General features: G+C 42.7%; 23 protein-coding genes. 19 read left to right on the top strand and 4 right to left on the bottom strand.

The features are described from left to right. Positions 1-16: 16 nt before the first annotated feature. The 3 genes from NST59_RS16200 to nagA are packed head-to-tail and all read right to left on the bottom strand — an operon-like array spanning position 17 to position 2676. Entirely contained in the window at positions 17-742 is a 726-nt protein-coding gene (locus NST59_RS16200) for a GntR family transcriptional regulator (RefSeq protein ID WP_144490021.1), read from the bottom strand. An 18-nt stretch (positions 743-760) separates the two neighbouring features. Further along, on the bottom strand, positions 761-1486 hold the full coding sequence (nagB, locus tag NST59_RS16195) for a glucosamine-6-phosphate deaminase (RefSeq protein WP_216431242.1): 726 nt from the start codon (positions 1484-1486) through the stop codon (positions 761-763). Beyond that, positions 1486-2676, bottom strand: a complete 1191-nt coding sequence (gene nagA / locus NST59_RS16190; protein ID WP_247543797.1) for an N-acetylglucosamine-6-phosphate deacetylase — start codon at positions 2674-2676, stop codon at positions 1486-1488. The genes nagB and nagA overlap by 1 nt, the downstream gene beginning before the upstream one ends. A 177-nt stretch (positions 2677-2853) precedes the next feature. Between nagA and hprK the strand changes: the two genes are divergently transcribed. The 8 genes from hprK to NST59_RS16150 all read left to right on the top strand — a co-directional run bounded on the left by hprK (position 2854) and on the right by NST59_RS16150 (position 8658). Further along, positions 2854-3786: an HPr(Ser) kinase/phosphatase gene (gene hprK, locus NST59_RS16185; protein ID WP_126682343.1), complete on the top strand. Its 933-nt coding sequence runs from the start codon at positions 2854-2856 to the stop codon at positions 3784-3786. Positions 3787-3797: 11 nt separating this feature from the next. Continuing rightward, positions 3798-4622 carry a prolipoprotein diacylglyceryl transferase gene (gene lgt, locus NST59_RS16180; protein WP_039181691.1) on the top strand — a complete coding sequence of 275 codons (825 nt, stop codon included), beginning with the start codon at positions 3798-3800 and terminating at the stop codon, positions 4620-4622. Positions 4623-4641: 19 nt separating this feature from the next. Beyond that, positions 4642-5586, top strand: coding sequence for a nucleoside recognition domain-containing protein (locus tag NST59_RS16175; RefSeq protein ID WP_039181688.1), 945 nt, complete (start codon positions 4642-4644; stop codon positions 5584-5586). Continuing rightward, a complete protein-coding gene (gene ppaX / locus NST59_RS16170) occupies positions 5583-6233 on the top strand; it encodes a pyrophosphatase PpaX (RefSeq protein ID WP_039181686.1) in 651 nt (216 codons plus the stop codon). The genes NST59_RS16175 and ppaX overlap by 4 nt, the downstream gene beginning before the upstream one ends. A 1-nt stretch (position 6234) precedes the next feature. Further along, positions 6235-6753, top strand: coding sequence for an acyltransferase (locus tag NST59_RS16165; RefSeq protein WP_039181684.1), 519 nt, complete (start codon positions 6235-6237; stop codon positions 6751-6753). A gap of 69 nt (positions 6754-6822) precedes the next feature. After that, on the top strand, positions 6823-7251 hold the full coding sequence (locus tag NST59_RS16160; protein ID WP_024423567.1) for an Rrf2 family transcriptional regulator: 429 nt from the start codon (positions 6823-6825) through the stop codon (positions 7249-7251). A gap of 87 nt (positions 7252-7338) precedes the next feature. Beyond that, complete coding sequence (locus NST59_RS16155) at positions 7339-7980, top strand: NAD(P)-dependent oxidoreductase (protein ID WP_106025584.1); 642 nt, start codon at positions 7339-7341, stop codon at positions 7978-7980. Positions 7981-8025: 45 nt separating this feature from the next. Further along, the gene (locus NST59_RS16150) at positions 8026-8658 is read left to right on the top strand and encodes a DsbA family protein (RefSeq protein ID WP_106025585.1); all 633 of its coding nucleotides are present in this window, start codon (positions 8026-8028) and stop codon (positions 8656-8658) included. Positions 8659-8698: 40 nt separating this feature from the next. Here the strand turns inward: NST59_RS16150 and NST59_RS16145 are convergent, their stop codons facing one another. Next, positions 8699-9490, bottom strand: a complete 792-nt coding sequence (locus tag NST59_RS16145; RefSeq protein ID WP_341040820.1) for a C39 family peptidase — start codon at positions 9488-9490, stop codon at positions 8699-8701. Between the two features lie 233 nt (positions 9491-9723). Between NST59_RS16145 and NST59_RS16140 the strand changes: the two genes are divergently transcribed. From NST59_RS16140 to trxB, 11 genes are all read left to right on the top strand, one after another. Then, the gene (locus NST59_RS16140) at positions 9724-10899 is read left to right on the top strand and encodes an ATP phosphoribosyltransferase regulatory subunit (protein WP_144490029.1); all 1176 of its coding nucleotides are present in this window, start codon (positions 9724-9726) and stop codon (positions 10897-10899) included. Next, complete coding sequence (gene hisG, locus NST59_RS16135; protein WP_144467954.1) at positions 10892-11539, top strand: ATP phosphoribosyltransferase; 648 nt, start codon at positions 10892-10894, stop codon at positions 11537-11539. The genes NST59_RS16140 and hisG overlap by 8 nt, the downstream gene beginning before the upstream one ends. Further along, the gene (hisD, locus tag NST59_RS16130; RefSeq protein ID WP_341040819.1) at positions 11536-12822 is read left to right on the top strand and encodes a histidinol dehydrogenase; all 1287 of its coding nucleotides are present in this window, start codon (positions 11536-11538) and stop codon (positions 12820-12822) included. Before hisG ends, hisD begins: the two co-directional genes overlap by 4 nt. Further along, positions 12822-13406: an imidazoleglycerol-phosphate dehydratase HisB gene (hisB, locus tag NST59_RS16125; protein WP_024423560.1), complete on the top strand. Its 585-nt coding sequence runs from the start codon at positions 12822-12824 to the stop codon at positions 13404-13406. The genes hisD and hisB overlap by 1 nt, the downstream gene beginning before the upstream one ends. Then, positions 13406-14044 carry an imidazole glycerol phosphate synthase subunit HisH gene (gene hisH, locus NST59_RS16120; protein WP_064498000.1) on the top strand — a complete coding sequence of 213 codons (639 nt, stop codon included), beginning with the start codon at positions 13406-13408 and terminating at the stop codon, positions 14042-14044. The genes hisB and hisH overlap by 1 nt, the downstream gene beginning before the upstream one ends. Next, the gene (gene hisA, locus NST59_RS16115; RefSeq protein WP_059376610.1) at positions 14041-14778 is read left to right on the top strand and encodes a 1-(5-phosphoribosyl)-5-[(5-phosphoribosylamino)methylideneamino]imidazole-4-carboxamide isomerase; all 738 of its coding nucleotides are present in this window, start codon (positions 14041-14043) and stop codon (positions 14776-14778) included. Before hisH ends, hisA begins: the two co-directional genes overlap by 4 nt. Further along, positions 14775-15533: an imidazole glycerol phosphate synthase subunit HisF gene (hisF, locus tag NST59_RS16110; RefSeq protein WP_047201833.1), complete on the top strand. Its 759-nt coding sequence runs from the start codon at positions 14775-14777 to the stop codon at positions 15531-15533. Before hisA ends, hisF begins: the two co-directional genes overlap by 4 nt. Then, positions 15530-16159 carry a bifunctional phosphoribosyl-AMP cyclohydrolase/phosphoribosyl-ATP diphosphatase HisIE gene (hisIE, locus tag NST59_RS16105; protein WP_126682338.1) on the top strand — a complete coding sequence of 210 codons (630 nt, stop codon included), beginning with the start codon at positions 15530-15532 and terminating at the stop codon, positions 16157-16159. Before hisF ends, hisIE begins: the two co-directional genes overlap by 4 nt. 131 nt (positions 16160-16290) lie before the next feature. Continuing rightward, on the top strand, positions 16291-17751 hold the full coding sequence (locus NST59_RS16100) for a tetratricopeptide repeat protein (protein ID WP_144490035.1): 1461 nt from the start codon (positions 16291-16293) through the stop codon (positions 17749-17751). 363 nt (positions 17752-18114) lie between these two features. Further along, positions 18115-19509 carry a C40 family peptidase gene (locus NST59_RS16095; protein ID WP_058837575.1) on the top strand — a complete coding sequence of 465 codons (1395 nt, stop codon included), beginning with the start codon at positions 18115-18117 and terminating at the stop codon, positions 19507-19509. A gap of 234 nt (positions 19510-19743) precedes the next feature. Further along, entirely contained in the window at positions 19744-20694 is a 951-nt protein-coding gene (gene trxB / locus NST59_RS16090; RefSeq protein ID WP_039183330.1) for a thioredoxin-disulfide reductase, read from the top strand. The last annotated feature ends 138 nt before the right edge of the window (positions 20695-20832 follow it).

Genomic DNA, 20832 nt, shown 5'->3' with positions numbered 1-20832 from the left:
GTGTCAGGGGCACTGTTTATCTTTCCATTGTATGAATGAGCTTGTAACGATCCCCTCTATAAACGGAAACTACATACTCAAATGGAACGTCTTGTTGAAAAAAAGTCGTTCTTGTTATGGACAGTACAGGATCGCCTGTTGAAATAGACAGCAAGTGTGCTTCTTCCTTTGAGGCAACATTGGCTTCAAGCTCCTGTTTGGCATGAGCAATGACATGACCAGTGTGAGTTTCTATATATTCATATAAAGAGCCAGTTAAATGTTCCTTTGTTAAATCTCCTGCAAATCTTTCAGGGATATAGCTCGTTTCAATCGCCATCGGTTCATCATTTGCAAGGCGTATCCGTTTTAGTTCAAAGACATCATCACTAGTTGACAGTTGTAAGGCTGTCAGCAAGTGCTCTGGACATGCGGTTTTTTTGAAGTCAATCAGCTGGCTTGATGCTTTGAGCCCTCGCTGCCGCATATCCTCTGAAAAGCTTGTTAAGCCTTGAAGCGGCTGTTCAAATTTTTTTCGGCTAACAAAGGTGCCTTTACCTTTTTGTCGATACAAATATCCTTCGTTCACAAGATTCGATAAGGCTTGTCTGACAGTCATTCGACTAATACCAAAGCGTTCGGCATATTCTCTTTCAGAAGGAATGAGTGTATCAGGTGCTAATGTTCCATCCTCAATCTGCTTTTTCAAGTTCTCCATAATCTGATGGTACATCGGAATAGGTGACTGCTTATCAATAAACATGTGAAAATCCTCTCGTTTTTAGCGTAGTGATCCAGCTTCTCGATCAATCAAAACTGTTACATCTTCATGGAGTTTCAGTGCAGATGCTGGGAAGTCTGGATGAATCTCTGCCTGTTCTAAATATTGTATCACTTTCGCTTTTGATTTTCCCGAAGCAAGAAGGAGAATCTTTTTACTTGAAAGAATGCTCGCAATTCCCATTGTGATCGCATGAGTAGGTACCTCATCAATAGAAGAAAAGTATCTTGCGTTAGCCTGTCTCGTGTTCTCATCTAATTGCACGACATGAGTCTTTGAGTTGAAAGGGGTACCAGGTTCGTTAAAACCGATATGTCCATTTTGACCAATTCCAAGGAGCTGAAGATCGATGCCACCTACATCCTCAATAAGCTGGTCATATCTTAAGCATTCCTTTTCTAAGTGAGCTGCATTGCCATTTGGAAGAAAATACTGACTCTGAGGGAGATCAATATAGTCAAATAAATGACGTTTCATATAGGTCATATAACTATTTTCGTGTTCTGGATCAAGCCCTGCATATTCATCTAAATTGATTGTTTTTGTTTGCTTGAAAGACAATTGATGTGCTTGATGAAGTTTAATTAACTCTTTGTAAGTATCAATAGGTGTACCGCCCGTTGCTAGGCCGAGTACGGCATCGGGTTTAGCAGCTATTGCATGTGCAATAATGGCGGCTGCTTCTTTTCCTAATTGCTCCTTGCTTTCAAATTCGATGATGTTCATTAGTGGTTGGCCTCCTTTTTTTCAAAGACGATTTGTCCACGGCAGATCGTCATCATCAGTTCACCAGATTCATCCCAAATCACCAAATCTGCTAGTTTTCCAATTTCGATGGAACCGAGCTGTTGATCAAGTCCCAGCTGAGCGGCTGCATTGGTTGAGGTCATCTTCGCAATCTCTGTCCACTCACAATTTGTGAGCTGTTTCATCCGTTTGACGCCATCTTTCATTCGCAAAATCGATCCTGCAAGTGTACCATCTTCCAGCAATGCTTTTTCGCCGCTGACTGTGACCGTCTGACCGCCAAATTCGTACGTTCCATTACCGAGCCCTTTTGCACGCATCGAGTCTGTGATCATGATTAAACGATCACTTCCTTTTGCCAAATACGCAAGCTTGATGGAAAGAGGATGGGAGTGAATCCCATCTGTGATCAGCTCGGTATAAAGGTTCTCATTCGTAAGAGCAGCACCTACAGCGTTCGGTTCACGATGCTGAAACGAACTCAGTGCATTATAAAGGTGCGTTACATGGCGTGCACCATGCTTAGCTGCTAAATTTATCATGTCGTGATGGGCATTCGTATGTCCAATAGAAGGGATCATGTTCTTTTCCTGTAACAGGGACAGAAAAGCAAAATGTGTGTCTTCCTCAGGCGCAAACGTGACTATTCGAATTAGCTGTTCAGCTGCATCCAGCCATTTTTTAAAAAGCGGAATATCGGGCTGTTTAATCCATTGAACAGGCTGTGCCCCTGCCTTATCTTTAGAAATAAATGGACCTTCTAGGTGGATTCCTAGACATTGTGCCTGACTTCCTGCTTGTTCTTCATTACTTTGTTTCCACTGAGCGACATTTTTAAGTGCCTGCTCAATCTCATGATGGTTTTGTGTAATGGTTGTCGCTAAAAAACTTGTCGTTCCTTCTGATGGAAGGTTGTCAGCGAGTGTATTCATCGCTTCTGCTGTCGCATCCATCATGTCTGCACCATATCCACCATGGATGTGAATATCAATCATTCCAGGGAGTAAATAAAAGTTTTCCCGGGAAATATATACTTTTTCATAATTTCCTGTCGGTGGTGATGTTGAAATATAGTCAATCTTGCCATCGCGTAAACCGACAAAACCGTTTTCAATGATCTTTGTCTTAGTCACAATATGAATATTGGAGAGCAATAAAGAACCGCTCATGTTTGAGCCCCCTTATTCGTTATCTTTCATTTAAGTTTACTCTTTTTAAGTATAGTTGTCTATACCAGTGAGGGCGGTGAAACAGGAACAGGATAAAATACTGTTTTGGGTTCATCATTGAAAGTGATAAAATAGAGCTGTATTTCTGAATCGCCTGTGATAAAAGGAGGAAGAAGCGTGCCGAAAGTTCGTACGAAGGACATAATGGAACAATTTCATCTTGAACTGGTAAGTGGGGAAGAAGGGATTAATCGTCCCATTACAATCAGTGATCTTTCCAGACCAGGTATTGAAATGGCTGGTTATTTTACATATTACCCAAAAGAAAGAGTTCAACTTTTAGGGAAAACAGAGCTTTCTTTTTTTGAACAGCTCCCAGAACGCGAACGAAAGCAGAGAATGATGTCTCTTTGTACAGATATTACCCCTGCCATTATTTTGTCTCGAGATCGTGATGTGCCGAAGGAATTAATCGAAGCATCAAATGAAAATGGTGTGCCCGTTTTACGATCTAGTCTAAAAACGACAAGACTTTCGAGTCGATTGACCAACTTTTTAGAAAGTAAGCTGGCACCAACGACTGCCATTCATGGTGTGCTCGTCGATGTATATGGTGTAGGTGTATTATTAATTGGGAAAAGCGGAGTAGGAAAAAGTGAAACAGCCTTAGAATTAGTGAAGAGGGGACATCGCCTTGTTGCAGACGATTGCGTGGAAATCCGTCAAGAGGATCAGGATACGTTAGTCGGAAGTGCACCAGAGCTGATTGAACATCTTTTAGAAATCCGCGGGTTAGGCATTATTAATGTGATGACCTTATTTGGAGCAGGCGCTGTCAGAAGCTATAAGAGAATTACGATTGTGATGAATCTGGAGCTTTGGGAACAAGGCAAACAGTATGATCGTTTAGGACTTGAAGAAGAGAAAATGAGAATTATTGATACAGATGTGCCGAAGCTGACGATCCCTGTGCGGCCAGGTCGAAACTTAGCGGTTATCATTGAAGTGGCTGCGATGAACTTCAGGCTGAAACGTATGGGGCATAATGCAGCAGAACAATTTACAAGTAAGCTTGCCGATGTCATTGAAGACAATGGCCAAGGTGAATAGGAGTTGACTATATGAACGAAGCAATTCAGCCAATTGATCCGATCGCTTTTCAGCTCGGACCTATTTCGGTTCATTGGTATGGTGTGATTATTGGGGTCGGAGCCTTGCTTGGACTCTGGCTCGCACTGAGAGAATGTGAAAAAAGAGGAATCAATAAAGATCTGTTTATTGACTTAATCTTATTTGCCATTCCAATCGCGATTATTTGTGCCCGAATTTATTATGTATCCTTCGAATGGGATTACTATCAGCAGCATCCAAACGAAATCATTAAAATCTGGAATGGTGGAATTGCGATTCACGGCGGGCTGATTGGTGCCGTGCTGACAGCCATCGTTTTTACAAAAGTGAGAAAGGTATCGTTTTGGAAAATAGCTGATGTCGCAGCACCAAGTATTTTACTAGGGCAGGCAATTGGACGCTGGGGGAACTTTATTAACCAAGAAGCGCATGGTGAGGCGGTTTCAAGAGCCTTTTTAGAAAATTTGCATCTGCCTGAGTTTATCATTAATCAAATGTATATTGATGGTACCTATTATCACCCGACGTTCTTATACGAATCATTATGGAATCTTGCCGGTGTTGTCATATTGATTTTATTACGGAGAACTTCGCTGCGCAGAGGCGAAATCTTCTTGTCTTATTTAATTTGGTATTCAATCGGCCGTTTCTTCATTGAAGGGATGAGAACAGACAGCTTAATGCTGACAGAGCATCTTAGAATCGCACAGATGATTTCGATTGCGATATTCGCAGTGGCTGTTCTACTGATTTTCTTTAGAAGAATGAAAGGGTACGCATCAATTCCGTATAAAGAGAACAATTCATCGAATTAAGCAGGGGGGATGAGAAGAGATGAGAGAAACATGGAAAAACGGCTTGAAAGCAGGGCTATCGACAACTTGGACTCTTGGCAAAGTTATCTTTCCAGTAACTATTCTCGTCAGTATCTTGCAGCATACGCCTGTCATGGATTGGATTATCCGATTCATTCAGCCATTTATGGGGCTGTTTGGTCTTTCGGGGGAAGCAGCGATTCCGCTTGTATTAGGAAACATGCTGAATTTGTATGCGGGAATTGCAGCCATTTTGACATTAGAGCTTCCTGTGAAGGAAGTGTTTATTTTGGCAGTGATGCTGTCCTTTTGCCATAACCTGATCATCGAATCGACAGTGGCGGCAAAGGTTGGACTGAGAGTATCTGTGATTTTGCTGGTTAGAATCAGTCTTGCTGTTATTTCTGCTATTGTCATTCATCTCGTTTGGCAGGGAGGCGAGGAGCCGGCGCAATATGGACTTTTGAGTGCAGCTCAGGCGGCTGATGTGCCTTCCAGCTGGTACATGATCGTTCTTCTTGCTATACAAAAAGCAGTACTCGGTGTGCTGCAGCTTGCCTGTATCGTTATACCGCTCATGATCATCATTCAATTCATGAGAGATTTAGGCTGGCTTCATACACTGTCTAAGTGGCTGTCACCTTTTACTAGAATGCTTGGGATGAAAGAAAATACGTCTATGACAATGGTGGCTGGATTAACGATTGGTCTGGCGTATGGAGCCGGCGTGATGATGAAGGCAGTGGAAGAGGACGGTGTGAGTAAAAAGGACTTAACCCTAGCTTTTATTTTCCTCGTTGCCTGCCATGCGGTGGTCGAAGATACGCTGGTTTTTATTCCACTTGGTATTCCAGTATGGCCGCTTCTTGTGATCCGCCTGATTTCTGCAATTTTATTGACAGCTGCCATTAGCTATATTTGGCGGAAGCGGGAACATGCAGCTGTTAGAAAGGAAGCCATATGAACGAATCGACGATCAACACAGTGCTATTTGATTTAGATGGCACATTAATCAATACAAATGAATTAATTATTGCTTCATTTCAGCATACGCTGGACCATTATTACCCTGGTCAGTACAGCCGTGAGGATATTCTTCATTTCATTGGTCCGTCCTTGTTTGATACATTCTCTGCGATGGATCCTGAGTTGACGGATGACATGATTCAGATGTACCGCACGTTTAATCATGAGCAGCATGATCTGCTTGTGACTGAATATGAGACCGTTTTAGACACATTGAAAGTCCTGCAGGATCGAGGATTTAAGCTCGGTATTGTCACAACGAAGATACGGGATACGGTTTTAATGGGATTGAAGCTGACCGGTTTAGAGCCGTTCTTTGAGGTTATTGTGACGCTCGATGATGTACAAAATGAGAAGCCGCATCCGGAGCCTGTTCAGCTTGCATTATCAAAGCTTGGCAGTGATCCGCATGAAGCGGTGATGGTTGGTGATAATTATCATGACATTTTGTCTGGTCAAGCGGCAGGGACAAAAACGGCAGGTGTGGCTTGGTCTATTAAAGGAGAAGAGGCCCTTTTAAAGCATCGCCCTGACTTCATGCTGAAGAAAATGAGTGATCTCCTGGCGATTGTTGGAGCTGATTAAGTTGAGAAAAACAGATCGATATCCAGTAAAAGGGGTCAATTCGCTGCGGCAAGTCTATCGGACAGTTCCCTTTTTCAAAGTGGTGAAAAATTTCATTTTTATTCAAATGGCAAGGTACACGCCGTTTATGGGAATGAAAAATTGGATATACCGAACTTTTCTTCGTATGAAGGTCGGCGAGGATACGGCGTTTGCCTTAATGGTAATGGTTGATCTGATGTTTCCTGAGAAAATCACCGTCGGACGAAATAGTGTAATCGGTTATAACACGACCATCTTATCCCATGAGTATTTGATTAAAGAGTACAGACTTGGGGAAGTCTATATTGGTGATGAAGTCTTAATTGGAGCTAATTCCACTATTTTACCTGGTGTGACCATTGGGGATGGAGCGATCGTATCGGCTGGTACACTTGTTCATAAGGATGTGCCAGCAGGCTCATTTGTTGGAGGAAATCCAATGCGCATGATTTATACGAAGGAAGAAATGGAAGCACGTCAATCTAAGTCTGCTGAGTAGCTCGGCAGACTTTTTTGTTGACAATGTGACATGGTGTAACTATAATGATTACAACAGAGGTGAGAAAACATGAAAATCAGCAGCAGATTTACTGTCGCTGTCCATATTCTGGCCTTGCTATCACTTGAAAAAGGATCTTTACAGACATCGGAGGATATCGCAGGAAGTGTGAATACAAACCCAGTGGTCATCCGCCGCATTATGAGTAAATTGAAAAAAGCAGGCCTAATCTCAACGAGTCTTGGCAAAGGTGGTTCGCAGCTGAACCGCAGTGAAGACGACATCACATTGCTCGATGTGTATAAAGCGGTTGAAGTCGTAGATGAGGGTGAATTGTTTCAAATTCATGAAAGCCCAAATCCTGACTGTCCGATCGGTGCAAATATTCAAGCGGTGCTTGAATTAATTTTATGCCGCGCTCAAAGTGCGATGGAGCAAGTACTTGCTGAGATCAAATTAAGTGAACTAACGCATGTGCTAATCAAAAAAATTGGATGATCAATTCAATTTTTTTTACCTCTGTTGTAACCGAAATAGTTACACCTTTCTTTATCAACATAAAACCATATTGTAGGAGGAGTTAACATGAAAATTGGAATTATTGGCGCAACAGGAAAAGCAGGACAAGAAATTGTGAAAGAGGCTCAATCAAGAGGACATGAAGTAACGGCAATCGTCCGAGATGCACAAAAAATGACTGATTCATCACTAGCTGTTCTTGAGAAGGATGTGTTTCACTTGCAAGCAGATGACATCAAAGGATTTGATGTGATTGTGAATGCATTTGGCGCACCCCCTGGACAGGAGCATCTTCACGTAGAAGCTGGGAAAAAGCTGATTGATATTTTAAAAGAAACACCTGAGACTCGTTTAATCGTTGTGGGCGGAGCAGGAAGTCTATTTGTAGATGAGGCGAAAACAACAAGACTTGTGGACACACCAGAATTTCCGAAGGAGTATGTGCCTACTGCTTCTCAGCAAGGAGAAAATCTAAAAGATCTTCAACAGTCAGAGGGATTAAAATGGACATTCCTCAGCCCTGCCGCATTCTTTAATCCAGCTGGCAAACGTACAGGTTCATACGTGAAAGGGAAAGACAATCTAATTGTCAATTCTAAAGGTGACAGCTATGTAAGCTATGCTGACTACGCCATTGCACTGGTTGATGAAGTGGAGCAGGCAGCCCATGTTGGAGAACGTTTTACCGTTGTATCTGAAGCTGAATAAGCAGTTTCATGGCCGCCTAAAAATGATAAATGGGGAATCTAACGTATGAACGAGCAAGAATTGTCTTTCATTTATGTATGGGATGCGTATTGTGGCTGGTGTTATGGATTTTCAAACAGTATCCGCACTTTGCATGAAAATCATCCGGAGATATCACTAACACTTGTGTCGGGTGGTTTATTTGTAGGGGAAAGGAGTCTACCGATAAAAGATTATCCACACATCCCAGAAGCAAATCAGCGTATTAGTCAGCTGACTGGTGTCGAGTTTGGTGAACGTTATCAGAAGCTGCTAGCAAACGGAACGTTTCTTTTAGACTCTGAGGCTGCGGCCATTGGTTTTTCTGCATTAAGATCCATCGCACCTGAGCGTTCATTGTACTTGGCTTCATCGATGCAAAAGGCTTTTTATCAAGACGGAAAAAGTCTGAGTGATGAGGAAACGTATCGGGAGATCGCTTTGGCGCATGATCTTGATCCTGACGCAGTCATTGAACGTATGAAAACAAAAGAAGTGTTCAATGATGCATATGCTGACTTTGCGAAGGTTCATCAACTTCATGTGAATGGCTATCCTACACTTTTATTAAAAAGAGGGGATGAATACTTCAGCTTGGGCGGAGGTGCAATGACGGCTGAAAAGCTTGAAGACCGCCTAAAGGAATTTCTAGAAAAATAAATCATTTAAAAACAACCTCTATGCGGATAGAGGTTGTTTTTTACGCTTTAATGATAATCGCCTGACTGCCCATCTGTTCCCAAGAATCTTCAAATTGATCACGGTCGACCTTTTGATTCTTTTCTCCATATGGGTTATTCAAGTAGACATGCTCCTTGTCATAGCCTGTGATGACTACGCTATGCACATTAAAGCTTACATCTATTTTGCCATTTGGTGTATTCCAAGTTTCGATGTTATCGGTTTTGTCGAAGGTGGATGTCGTAATCACCCAGACAGGATAGCCCTTTTCAAGTGACTGATAGATGGCCTTTTTAACAGGCTTTCCGGTTAAGTCGACAACTTGATCGCCCGCGTATTTTTTCGCAAGCTGATAAATCGGTTCGTGGTAAACCCCAAGACCCGGTCCATTCTCCATATCGCCTACAAATCCGTCATGAGGGTCACCTTTTAAGCCATTTTCATAATTGAGCGGAACACGTTTGATTTCATTTGCCAATGCGTTTTTCGTTACGTGCTCATAGCCGCTGTAATGAAGCAGCATCGCTAAGCTCGTGACTTCGCATCCATTATAAAGCCTTGGTGCATCCATTTGATTGTAGAGAATGACGTCCATGGCTTTTTTGCTTCCTTTTAGTGAATGATGTGTGGTTTCTGCTTTTTTTGTTGAACGAGTTTCTTCAGCCGCGAGTGCCGTATCGTTTTCTTTTTTTGCTGCTTTTTGCGGCGAAGCTGTTTTCTTGACTTGGTCGATTTGTGAAACGTATATAAAGCCGAAATAAACAAGACATGCGCACAACAAAGTTAAGATTAATGTCTGGATGAACTTCACTGTTAATCTCCTGTGTTATTCAATATTTTTAAGTATTATAGCACGTTCCTTCACCGAACATGCAGAAAAGGCACAGGTGTCACTTGAATGTAATAATTCCAGAATATGTTGATGAAAATAGAGAGAAATAAAAATGATTGATTTAATCACTTTATTTTGTTAGCATATTATCATATTAGCGAACTAAAGGATTCGGAATTTTTTGTTTTAATGTGTTGGAGGTGCGGAAGAACATGTTTATGTTTGAGAAACCATATGGTATGCGGGATTCATTACCTGGATTGTATGAGACGAAGAAAAAAGTGAGACATTCTTTAACAGATGTTATGAATGGTTGGGGTTTCCGTTTAATGGAGACACCAACGCTTGAATTTTACGATACAGTCGGTGTGCAATCGGCGATTACCGATACACAACTTTTTAAACTTCTTGATCAAAACGGGCAAACCCTTGTACTGAGACCTGATATGACAGGTCCGATTGCAAGGGTGGCGGCTTCTAAGCTTCATGAACAGGCGTATCCGCTTCGTGTCGGGTATGCAGCGAGTGTGTTTCGTGCGCAGGAAAGAGAAGGCGGAAGACCATCAGAATTTGAGCAGGTCGGAATTGAATTGATTGGTGATGGTTCGATTAGTGCAGATGCTGAAGTCATCGCACTTGCCGTATTTGCCTTAAAAAATGCCGGGCTAAGGTCCTTCAAAATCGCGATCGGGCATGTCGCTTTAGCAGAGACGTTATTTGTCGATGTACTCGGAAATACAGAGCGTGCAAACGTCCTTCGCCGCTTCTTATATGAAAAGAATTATGTAGGATACCGACAGCATGTGAAACAATTACCGCTTTCCTCCATCGATAAAATGAGGCTGTTACAGCTTTTAGAGTTAAGAGGCGGCCAAGAAGTGATAGAGCGGGCAGAGGAAATCGTCGTTTCACAAGAAGGAAAAGAGGTGCTCGCACAGCTAAAGTCGCTATGGGAGACACTTGAAGATTACGGCTGTACAGAATATATCCGTTTAGATTTAAGCATGGTGAGTCATATGAGCTATTATACGGGTATTTTGTTTGAAGTATTTGCTGATCATGTTGGATCGGTCATCGGAAGTGGCGGTAGATATGATCAATTACTTGCTCATTTTAATGCACCCGCACCAGCTACAGGGTTCGGGCTTCGACTAGACCGTCTTCTTGAAGCGCTCGATGCAAAAGAGATCAATGAGCGGCAGGAGGCTGTGATTTTTAGCAAAGAACAAAGACTTGAAGCTTTTGCTTTTGCAGAAAATGAGCGCTCAAAAGGTAAAAAGATCGTCCTGCAAGACTTAGCGGGGATTGAAAATATTGACGCGATGACCAAGGCATTTGAACAGGTGACTTATTTTATCGGCGCTAGAAAGGAAGAGCGAAATGAGTAAAGTGTTGACGATGGCAATGCCAAAGGGCCGGATATTTGAAGAAGCAGCCGGGCTGTTAAGACAGGCGGGGTACCAGCTGCCAGAGGAATTCGAGGATTCAAGAAAATTAATCATAGATGTACCAGAAGAAAACCTCCGCTTTATTTTAGCTAAGCCAATGGATGTGACCACCTACGTAGAGCACGGTGTGGCGGATGTTGGCATTGCAGGGAAGGATGTCATGCTAGAAGAAGCTCGTGATGTGTACGAAGTGCTCGATTTAAACATCAGTAAATGTCATTTAGCTGTTGCTGGTTTGCCAGGAGCGAGCTGGGGTGGTGTCGCACCGCGTGTGGCAACAAAGTACCCAAATGTCGCATCGTCCTATTTTAGAGAGCAAGGGGAGCAGGTGGAGATCATTAAGCTGAATGGTTCCATTGAATTAGCACCGCTCATTGGGCTTGCCGATCGCATTGTTGACATTGTCTCTACAGGTCAAACACTAAAGGAAAATGGACTTGTGGAAACGGAGCATATTTGTGATATCACGTCACGTTTTATTGTCAATCCTGTGAGCTACAGGATGAAGGATACGGTGATTGATGAAATGGCACAGCGTCTTGCAAGAATTATTGAAGGAGAAGAGGAGGAATCATCATGAACATCACCTGCATACAAGAAGGTGAGACAGATACTCTCTCACTCAAACGGTCTTTAGATACAGGAACAGAAGAGCAGCGTCAGGCTGTTCAGCGCATTATACAAGAAGTGAGAACAAATGGTGATGAAGCTGTACGGTCTTTTACAAAGCAATTTGACGGTGTGTTGATTGAACATCCGCTTGTCACAGAAGGTGAAATGGAAGAAGCTTACGAACGTTTGGACAAAGAGATGGTTCAAATTATTCAAACGGCTATCAAGCATATTCGCACATACCACGAGCGCCAGCTTACGTCCTCTTGGTTTTATTACCAAAAGGACGGCTCAATGCTTGGACAAAAGGTAACACCGCTTGATGCAGTAGGAGTGTATGTCCCCGGCGGAACAGCTGCCTATCCATCATCTGTATTAATGAATGTGATTCCTGCGCTAGTCGCTGGCGTTGAACGAATCGTTCTTGTGACACCTCCTGGGAAAGATGGACGTCTCTCTGACGCTGTCTTGGCTGCGGCGAAGGAGCTTGGTATTTCTGAGATGTATAAAATGGGCGGTGCACAGGCGATTGCGGCACTTGCCTATGGAACGGAAAGCATCAAGCCTGTTGATAAAATCACAGGTCCAGGGAACATTTATGTAGCGCTGGCAAAGAGGGAAGTATTTGGTCAGGTAGATATTGATATGATTGCAGGTCCAAGTGAAATTGCAGTTCTAGCAGACGAAACAGCAGTCGCACATGAGGTAGCGGCGGATTTACTTTCGCAGGCAGAGCATGATGCCCTTGCATCTAGTATTTTGGTAACACCGTCTAAGACACTTGCTGAAAGCGTGCAGGCTGAAGTCAGAAAGCAGCTTGATACTTTGCCGAGAAAATCAATCGCAGCACAATCCATTCAAGATCATGGCCATATTTACGTGACAGAATCAATTGATCGTGCAGTAGACGTCGTCAATCAATTAGCACCAGAGCACTTAGAGGTGCTGACAGCATATCCAGAATCACTTCTTGGTCAAATCAAGCATGCGGGTGCGATTTTCTTAGGACGCTATAGTCCAGAGCCGGTGGGCGATTATTTTGCAGGGCCGAATCATGTGCTGCCAACAAACGGAACAGCTCGATTCTCCAGCCCGCTTGGTGTGACTGATTTTCAAAAGAAAACGAGCATTATTTCATATAGTCAAGAGGCCTTTGAAACACACCGGGAAAGCATTGCCGCTTTTGCCAGATTAGAAGGGCTTGAAGCACATGCAAGGTCGATTGAAGCGAGAAAGCGGGAGGAATCTTAATGAGACAGGCGAAAACAGCGAGAAAAACAAATGAAACGAACATTTCATTAGCGCTAGAAATTGATGGAGAAGGAAAAGCAGATATTCAAACAGACGTCCCTTTTATGACGCACATGCTTGATTTATTTACGAAGCATGGACACTTTAATTTGACCGTCGATGCGAAAGGAGATACGGATGTTGATGATCACCACACAACAGAAGATATCGGCATTGTGCTCGGGCAAATGTTTAAGGAAGCGTTAGGCGATAAAAAGGGAATTAAGCGGTATGGTTCAAGCTTTGTTCCGATGGACGAAACTCTTGCCCAGGTCGTGGTCGATTTAAGCAATCGTCCTCATTTGGAAATGAGAGCGGCCTTTCCAAGTCAAAAGGTAGGTACCTTTGATACAGAGCTAGTACATGAGTTTCTGTGGAAATTTGCACTTGAAGCCCGGATCAACCTTCATGTCATTGTTCACTACGGAACCAATACACATCATATGATTGAAGCCATTTTTAAAGCGATGGCACGTGCCTTAGATGAAGCAACAACCATTGATCCACGTGTGAAAGGAATTCCTTCGACAAAGGGGATGCTCTAATGATCGGAGTCATTGATTACGGAATGGGAAATTTGTTCAGCGTATCAAAAGCATTGGAACGAGCAGGTGCCCGCTATATCGTTTCCTCTGATGTGGAGGAGCTGAAAAAAGCAGATGCTTATATTTTGCCCGGAGTTGGTTCGTTTCGTGATGCAATGCAGCTGTTAAAAGAGACTGGACTTGAGGCGTTTATTCATCAAGTTGTACAGGAAGGAAAGTTGTTATTCGGCATTTGCCTTGGCATGCAGCTGTTATTTGAAGAAAGCGAAGAGGCAGGCCGCACAAAAGGATTGGGGCTGTTAAAAGGGCGTGTCGTTCTTTTAAAAGATCGTGATCAGGACGGGCAAAGGCTGAAGGTACCTCATATGGGGTGGAATGAGCTCACATTTCATCAGCCCTCCCCATTGTTTGACGGTGTACCAGAAGGATTTGCATACTTTGTTCACTCTTATTATGTGAGTGATATGAATCCAGATGAGCAATTAGCAAGCGCGGACTATGGTGTTCAAGTACCAGCAATCGTTGGAAAGGGAAATGTGCTTGGTGCACAGTTTCACCCTGAAAAAAGCAGTACAACGGGAATGGCGCTGCTCAAACAATTTATTCAATTAGCAAACGAACAGAGGGTGAGCAAATGAGTGAGTTTACATTATATCCAGCGATTGATATGAGAAATGGCAAATGTGTACGTCTTGTACAAGGTGATTATGATCAAGAAACCATTTATGGAGATTCACCGCTCGACATGGCCGCGAAATTTGCGAAGGATGGAGCAGCGTGGATTCATCTTGTGGATCTAGATGGTGCAAAAGCAGGGAAACGTGTCAATCATGAGCATGTGCTGGCGATTGCATCTTCTTTAGATGTGAAGGTACAAATCGGCGGCGGTATTCGGACAGAAGAAGACGTTGCTTTTTATTTAAAGAGCGGCGTCGATAGAGTGATACTTGGCAGCTCAGCTGTATCTAACCCAGCCTTTGTGAAAAAAATGCTGGCGCAATATGGAGAGAAAATCGCAATTGGGATTGATGCGCGAAATGGCTTTGTATCGACTGAAGGGTGGCTTGAAACGTCTAAAGTGAAGGCAGAGGAGCTCGGCAGGGAATTGGCAAAGGAAGGCGCAGAGGTCTTTATTTTCACCGATATTCAAATGGATGGCATGCTGTCTGGTCCCAATGTGGAAAGCACGGTTCGCTTAGCAGAAGCAACCGGCAAACAAGTGATTGCTTCAGGCGGTGTCAGCGCGGTAGCTGATCTTCAAAAGCTGTCAGCGCAAAAAGAAACTGGTGTGTCTGGTGCGATCATTGGAAAAGCACTTTACACGAAGCAGTTTACTTTAGCGGAAGCATTTGAAGGGCTTGACCGCATATGATGACAAAACGAATCATCCCATGTCTTGATGTGAAGGAAGGGCGTGTTGTCAAAGGAGTGCAATTCCTAGGCTTAAAGGATGCTGGTGATCCGGTAGAATTAGCGCAGATCTATGATGAGGCAGGGGCGGATGAACTCGTCTTTCTTGATATTTCTGCGTCGCATGAAGGCCGGAAAACGATGGTGGATGTGGTCAAACAAGTCGCGTCCACTCTTGCCATACCATTTACGGTAGGAGGCGGGATTAACCACCTTGATGACATGAAGCGTATATTAAGAGCGGGTGCAGACAAAGTATCTGTCAATACAGCAGCTGTGTTAAGGCCAGAACTGATTTCAGAAGGTGCTGACTTTTTTGGCTCCCAGTGTATCGTTGTCGCAATTGATGCAAAATACGATGAAGAGAAAAAAGCATATATGGTCTATACACACGGAGGACGCCGTCAAACAGATTTAGAGGTTAGCGACTGGGCGAAGGAAGCTGTGCAAAGAGGTGCAGGAGAGATTTTACTGACAAGTATGGATGCCGATGGTGAAAAGACAGGCTTTGATCATCGATTGACAAAGCTTGTATCAGAGGCAGTCACTGTGCCAGTTATCGCTTCTGGCGGCGCTGGCAATGCCCAGCATATGCTGGAGGCATTTACAAAAGGAGAAGCTGATGCAGCATTAGCAGCCTCCATTTTCCATTATAAAGAAACCTCCATTCACGAGGTGAAGACATATTTGAGAGAACACGGGGTGAAGGTCAGATGAAACAGGCAAATGAATTAACTTTTAATGAAGCAGGCCTGATTCCTGCGATTGTACAGGATGCTCAAAGTAAGGAAGTACTGACGCTGGCATATATGAATCAAGAATCCTATAAAAAAACGCTGGAGACAGGTGAAACATGGTTTTATAGCCGGTCGAGAAACGAACTTTGGCACAAAGGCGCCACTTCTGGGCATACCCAGCAAGTGATTTCTATTCGATATGACTGTGACAAGGACGCTTTGCTTGTCCTTGTCGCGCCAAGCGGCCCAGCCTGTCATACTGGCAGCTATAGCTGTTTTTCGGAAGAAGGCGTAAAGCGTCAAAGCGAAGAGCAGGATCGTTTTGCGATATTAAATGAACTTGAACAGGTCATTGCAAAGCGTCAGGCGGAAATGCCTGAAGGTGCTTATACTACCTATCTATTTGAAAAAGGGGTCGATAAAATCCTGAAAAAGGTAGGGGAAGAAGCGTCTGAGGTGATCATTGCAGCGAAAAACCGGGATCAAGAAGAATTGAAATGGGAAACAGCGGACCTCCTCTATCATCTTCTTGTGCTATTACGTGAACAGCAATTACCGCTTGATGATGTATTAAAGGTATTAAAAAAGCGTCATCAAGGTGAATGAAAAGCCGGGGGATATCCCAGGCTTTTTATTTTTAAATGAAAAACAAATCCTTCCTTTCCTTTTGTTCTATGTGACGACTGGTGAAGTATGTTATACTACACACGGTACACTGTTCGAAATGGAGGGTATCGGTGAGTAAATACACTTCTCAAAATAATCACACACAAGTCGTCCAGCTTTTTCAAGATGGGCATTACTTTTTTCATAAAGGTCTTAAAGCATATAGAGAAAGAAATTTGTCTAGGGCAAGTAAGCTAATACAGCGGGCCATCGTACTTGAGCCTGAAAATGTAGAAATGCTGTCACAGCTTGCCATTATTTATACTGAAATGGGTCATTACCAGCAATCAAACGAACTGCTTGATTTCATCCTCGAACACATCGATGAAAACATGTCTGAGTGTCACTACTTTAAAGCCAATAATTATGCCAATCTCGGACTATTTCAAGAGGCATATAAATCAGCTACTGCTTATGCCGCACTGGAAGAGAACGGGGAATTTGCGGATGAAAATGACGACCTCCTGGACCTGCTCGATATGAGCGACGAAGAGGACGAAGATTTTCCTTATGATCAGGATGACCTGATTGTGAAGCAGGATCAAGCAAACCATTTGCTTGAAAGCGGCAGACTCGATGAAGCCATTGAGATGCTGGAACAGATGATTGTTGAGTATCCAGAATTTTGGTCAGCGTATAACAATCTCGCTTTGGCCTATTTTTATTCTGGCCGAATCCATCAGGCGAAAGAAATGTTGAACCGGGTCCTTCATGAAAATCCCGGTAATCTGCATGCCCTTTGCAATCAGCTAGTCTTCTACCATTATGAAAAAGAAGAAGAGAAGGTCAACAAGTTAGCGAAGCAATTAACGCACGTGTATCCAATACTAAGTGAACAGCGTTATAAGCTTGGTGCAACATTTGCCCTTGTAGGAGAATTTGAATGGGCCTTTAAATGGCTTTATTCTTTGTACAAAACAGGTTTTCAGGGAGATAGTACATTTTTATACTGGCTTGCAAGCGCAGCCTATCATACAGGCCACAAAACGCTCGCCCAAACGGTTTGGGATAAGATGGTCGAAGAAGATATCGACGCAGATGAGATCAAGCCGTGGCAGGATAAACCTGAGGAGACTGAGCCAATGGTCTCGATTGAGGAACGTCTGACTGCGTACTATGTCAGCAAACAAAAAGGAGAACGTGACGTTCTGCAGTCTGTCCTTGATGCACGTGCAGCGAAAACGGCCTTTGAACAGCAATTCATAGAACTGCTTTTGTATGAAGATGAAATGAAAGAAAAGTCTTTTTCAGAAGATGCAGTTTTTGCAAAACAGGCGGCATCCAGTTTAGAGGAAGCCGTTCAGCCTGACAGCCATATGCCTTATTTTTGGTTATTCCATATTATTCAGCAGGCACGTGCTTCTGGTATTGATAAGAAAAATGCGCCTGCCTGGGCAGCAGCATCTTATTATCTATGGATGAATGAACAAGAAGAATCAGCTGTCAGCAAAAAAGACATTGCGTCTGCTTTTCAAATCAGTGTTCAAACACTGTCAAAATACGAACGAGAAATCTGTACGTTAATTGATTAAATAGGTAAATAGATTCAGAACATCCCAGCATGGCCGAAAAGGTCATGCTTTTTTCTTGGATAAAAAGGTGGGATTTGCAAGGAATTGGCGAAGTATGACAATCACGACATGTTTTTGAAACATAAATGTAATAAAAATATTAGCTCATTTTGTCGATGTCTCATGTATAATGAAAATCGTGGATTAAAACAAAGATAGATATTTAAATATTTTACTATACATAATGAAACACCCAGTGATGAAACAATCTGGTCAACATCTGACTGAACAATCAGGAAGAAAGACATAGAGAGCACAGATTGGTCGCAGAGAATTTGCTGCTTTCTAATGTCGCTTGGGAAATTGTCAAAGGAGGAACTATTTGTGAAAAAGTTTATTACTTTCGGTTTAGCTTCGGTGATCGGAGCGAGCGGTTTATTTATTCCATTTACACATGAAGCAAACGCACAGAACTTTGAACAAAAGAAACAAGAACTAGACAGCAAGCAATCTGAGGTAAACAAGAATCTTCAAAAGAAAAAAGAAGAGCTTTCAAAGCTTGAAGCAAAACAAGAGGCACTTGCACAAAAGCTTAAAGATATTGATGAGAAAGCTTTAAAAACAAGTGATCAAATCGAAGAAAAACAAAAAGAAAATGAAAAAACAAAAAAAGAAATCAAAGCACTGAAAAAAGAAATTGCTGATACAGAAAAACGTATTGAAGAAAGAAACGAGTTCTTGAAAAAGCGTGTACGTGCCCTTCAAGAGAGCGGCGGTTCTACGAAATACATAGATGTATTACTAGGAGCAAAAAGCTTTAGCGATTTCATCAGCCGTGCAGGTGCAGTTTCTACACTGATCAACGCAGACAGTGAAATCATTAAAGAGCAGGAAAAAGACAAAGCAGAGCTTCAAAAGTCTGAAAACGAATTAAACACAAAGCTTGAAAATGTGCAAAGCACACTTGCAAAGCTTGAAACACTTCAATCAGACTTGAATAAACAGCTTGATGAAAAAGACAAGCTATTCAAGCAAGTGAAAAAACAAAAAGGAAGTGCTTTTTCTGAAATCAGCGAGTTAAACAGTGAGGCTAACAGCATTGCATCTGAAAAGGACGCAACAGTAGCTGCACAAAAACAAGCTGAAAAAGAAGCTAGAGAAGCAGCTCAAAAAGCAAAAGAAGAAAAAGCGCAAAGACAACAGCAGCAGCGTCAAGCTAGTGTTCAAGCGGAAGACAACAGCTCAAATAACGATAGCAGCCCATCTTCAAGTAACAGCGGGTCATCTAATAACAACAATAACAACAATAACAGCAACAGCAGTTCACCAAGCAAGAAGCCATCTACTGGCGGTGGATCACCTGTCAGCAGTAACGTAGGCGGAATTGAAGGTGCAATCAGCACAGGTTCTACTATTGTTGGACAATCTCCATATAAATGGGGCGGCGGCAGATCACAAGCCGATATTGACGCACGTCGTTTTGACTGTTCTTCATTCGTTCGCTGGGCATTTGCATCAGCAGGTATCAACCTTGGACCAGTTGGCGGTACAACAACAGATTCGCTTGTAGGTAAAGGAAGAGCTGTAAGTGCATCTGACATGAAACGCGGAGACCTTGTGTTCTTTGATACGTATAAAGTAAATGGACACGTTGGTATTTACTTAGGAAACGGTACATTCTTGAACGATAACAGCTCTCGCGGTGTTTCAGTTGACTCGATGAGCAACGTATACTGGAAAAAAGCATTCAAAGGCGTTGTAAGAAGAGTCGTTGAATAAATCATTACTTTTTATATAACCGTAAACAGGCTTCCTTAAACAGCAGTTTAAGGAAGCTTTTTCTTTTTTTGAAGATATGAGCAAATGATTCGCTTATTCCCCGCAGATTTAATAGGATATGGGTAAGGAATAAAAGCTAAGAGTGGAAATGATGCTCTCTGTCATGAATGGAAGCATCACCCAAGGGCATTCTAGTAAGAAATGCGAGCAGCAATTGAAGAGGGAGTGACAGTTGTGTCAGAAGAAAAAATCTACGATACGATCATCATTGGAGCGGGTCCTGCCGGAATGACAGCCGCTGTTTATACATCACGGGGAAATCTTTCAACATTAATGATTGAAAGAGGAATTCCAGGCGGACAAATGGCGAATACGGAAGATGTCGAGAACTATCCTGGCTTTGAAAGCATTTTGGGGCCGGAACTTTCAAATAAAATGTTTGAGCATGCGAAGAAATTCGGTGCAGAGTATGCATATGGTGATATCAAAGAAATCGTGAACGGTGAAGAGTACAAAATCGTCAAAGCCGGCTCAAAAGAATACAAAGGACGCTCTGTCATTATCGCGGCAGGGGCTGAATACAAAAAAATCGGTGCACCAGGTGAAAAAGAACTTGGCGGCCGCGGCGTATCATATTGTGCAGTATGTGACGGAGCATTCTTTAAAAACAAAGAGCTTGTCGTCATTGGCGGCGGAGATTCTGCTGTAGAAGAGGGTGTGTATCTCACACGCTTCGCTTCTAAAGTAACGATTATCCATAGACGCGATAAGCTTCGTGCACAAAGCATTTTACAAGCACGTGCCTTTGATAATGAAAAAATTGACTTCATGTGGAACAAAACCGTCAAACAGATCAATGAAGAAAACGGGAAAGTCGGCAGTGTGACATTGGTTGATACGGTTACTGGTGAAGAAGAAGAGTTTAAAACAGACGGCGCCTTTATCTATATCGGAATGCTGCCACTGTCTAAACCATTTGAAAATCTCGGCATTACAAATAAAGAAGGCTACATCGAGACAAACGAAAGAATGGAAACGAGAGTGGAAGGTATTTTCGCAGCGGGTGACATTCGTGAAAAAACACTTCGTCAAATTGTCACAGCAACAGGAGACGGAAGTATTGCAGCACAAAGCGCACAGCATTATGTAGAAGAGCTTGCTGAAAAACTCAAAGCAACGAAATAATTGGCTGTCGTAAATCCTTAATATAGCGTCATGGGCTTTTAACTGGAATGTAACACGGGTGAAATAATTTTCCGTTATGATAAAACTAGTAATTGACCCCCTTTTATAAGGAATACATGTTTGGCACGGATGTGAATC

The organism is Bacillus sp. FSL R5-0439, assembly GCF_038008805.1.
Lineage (GTDB): Bacteria > Bacillota > Bacilli > Bacillales > Bacillaceae > Bacillus > Bacillus safensis.
Note: the sequence above shows the minus strand (reverse complement) of the source record. Positions and strands in the feature narration are given on the sequence as shown.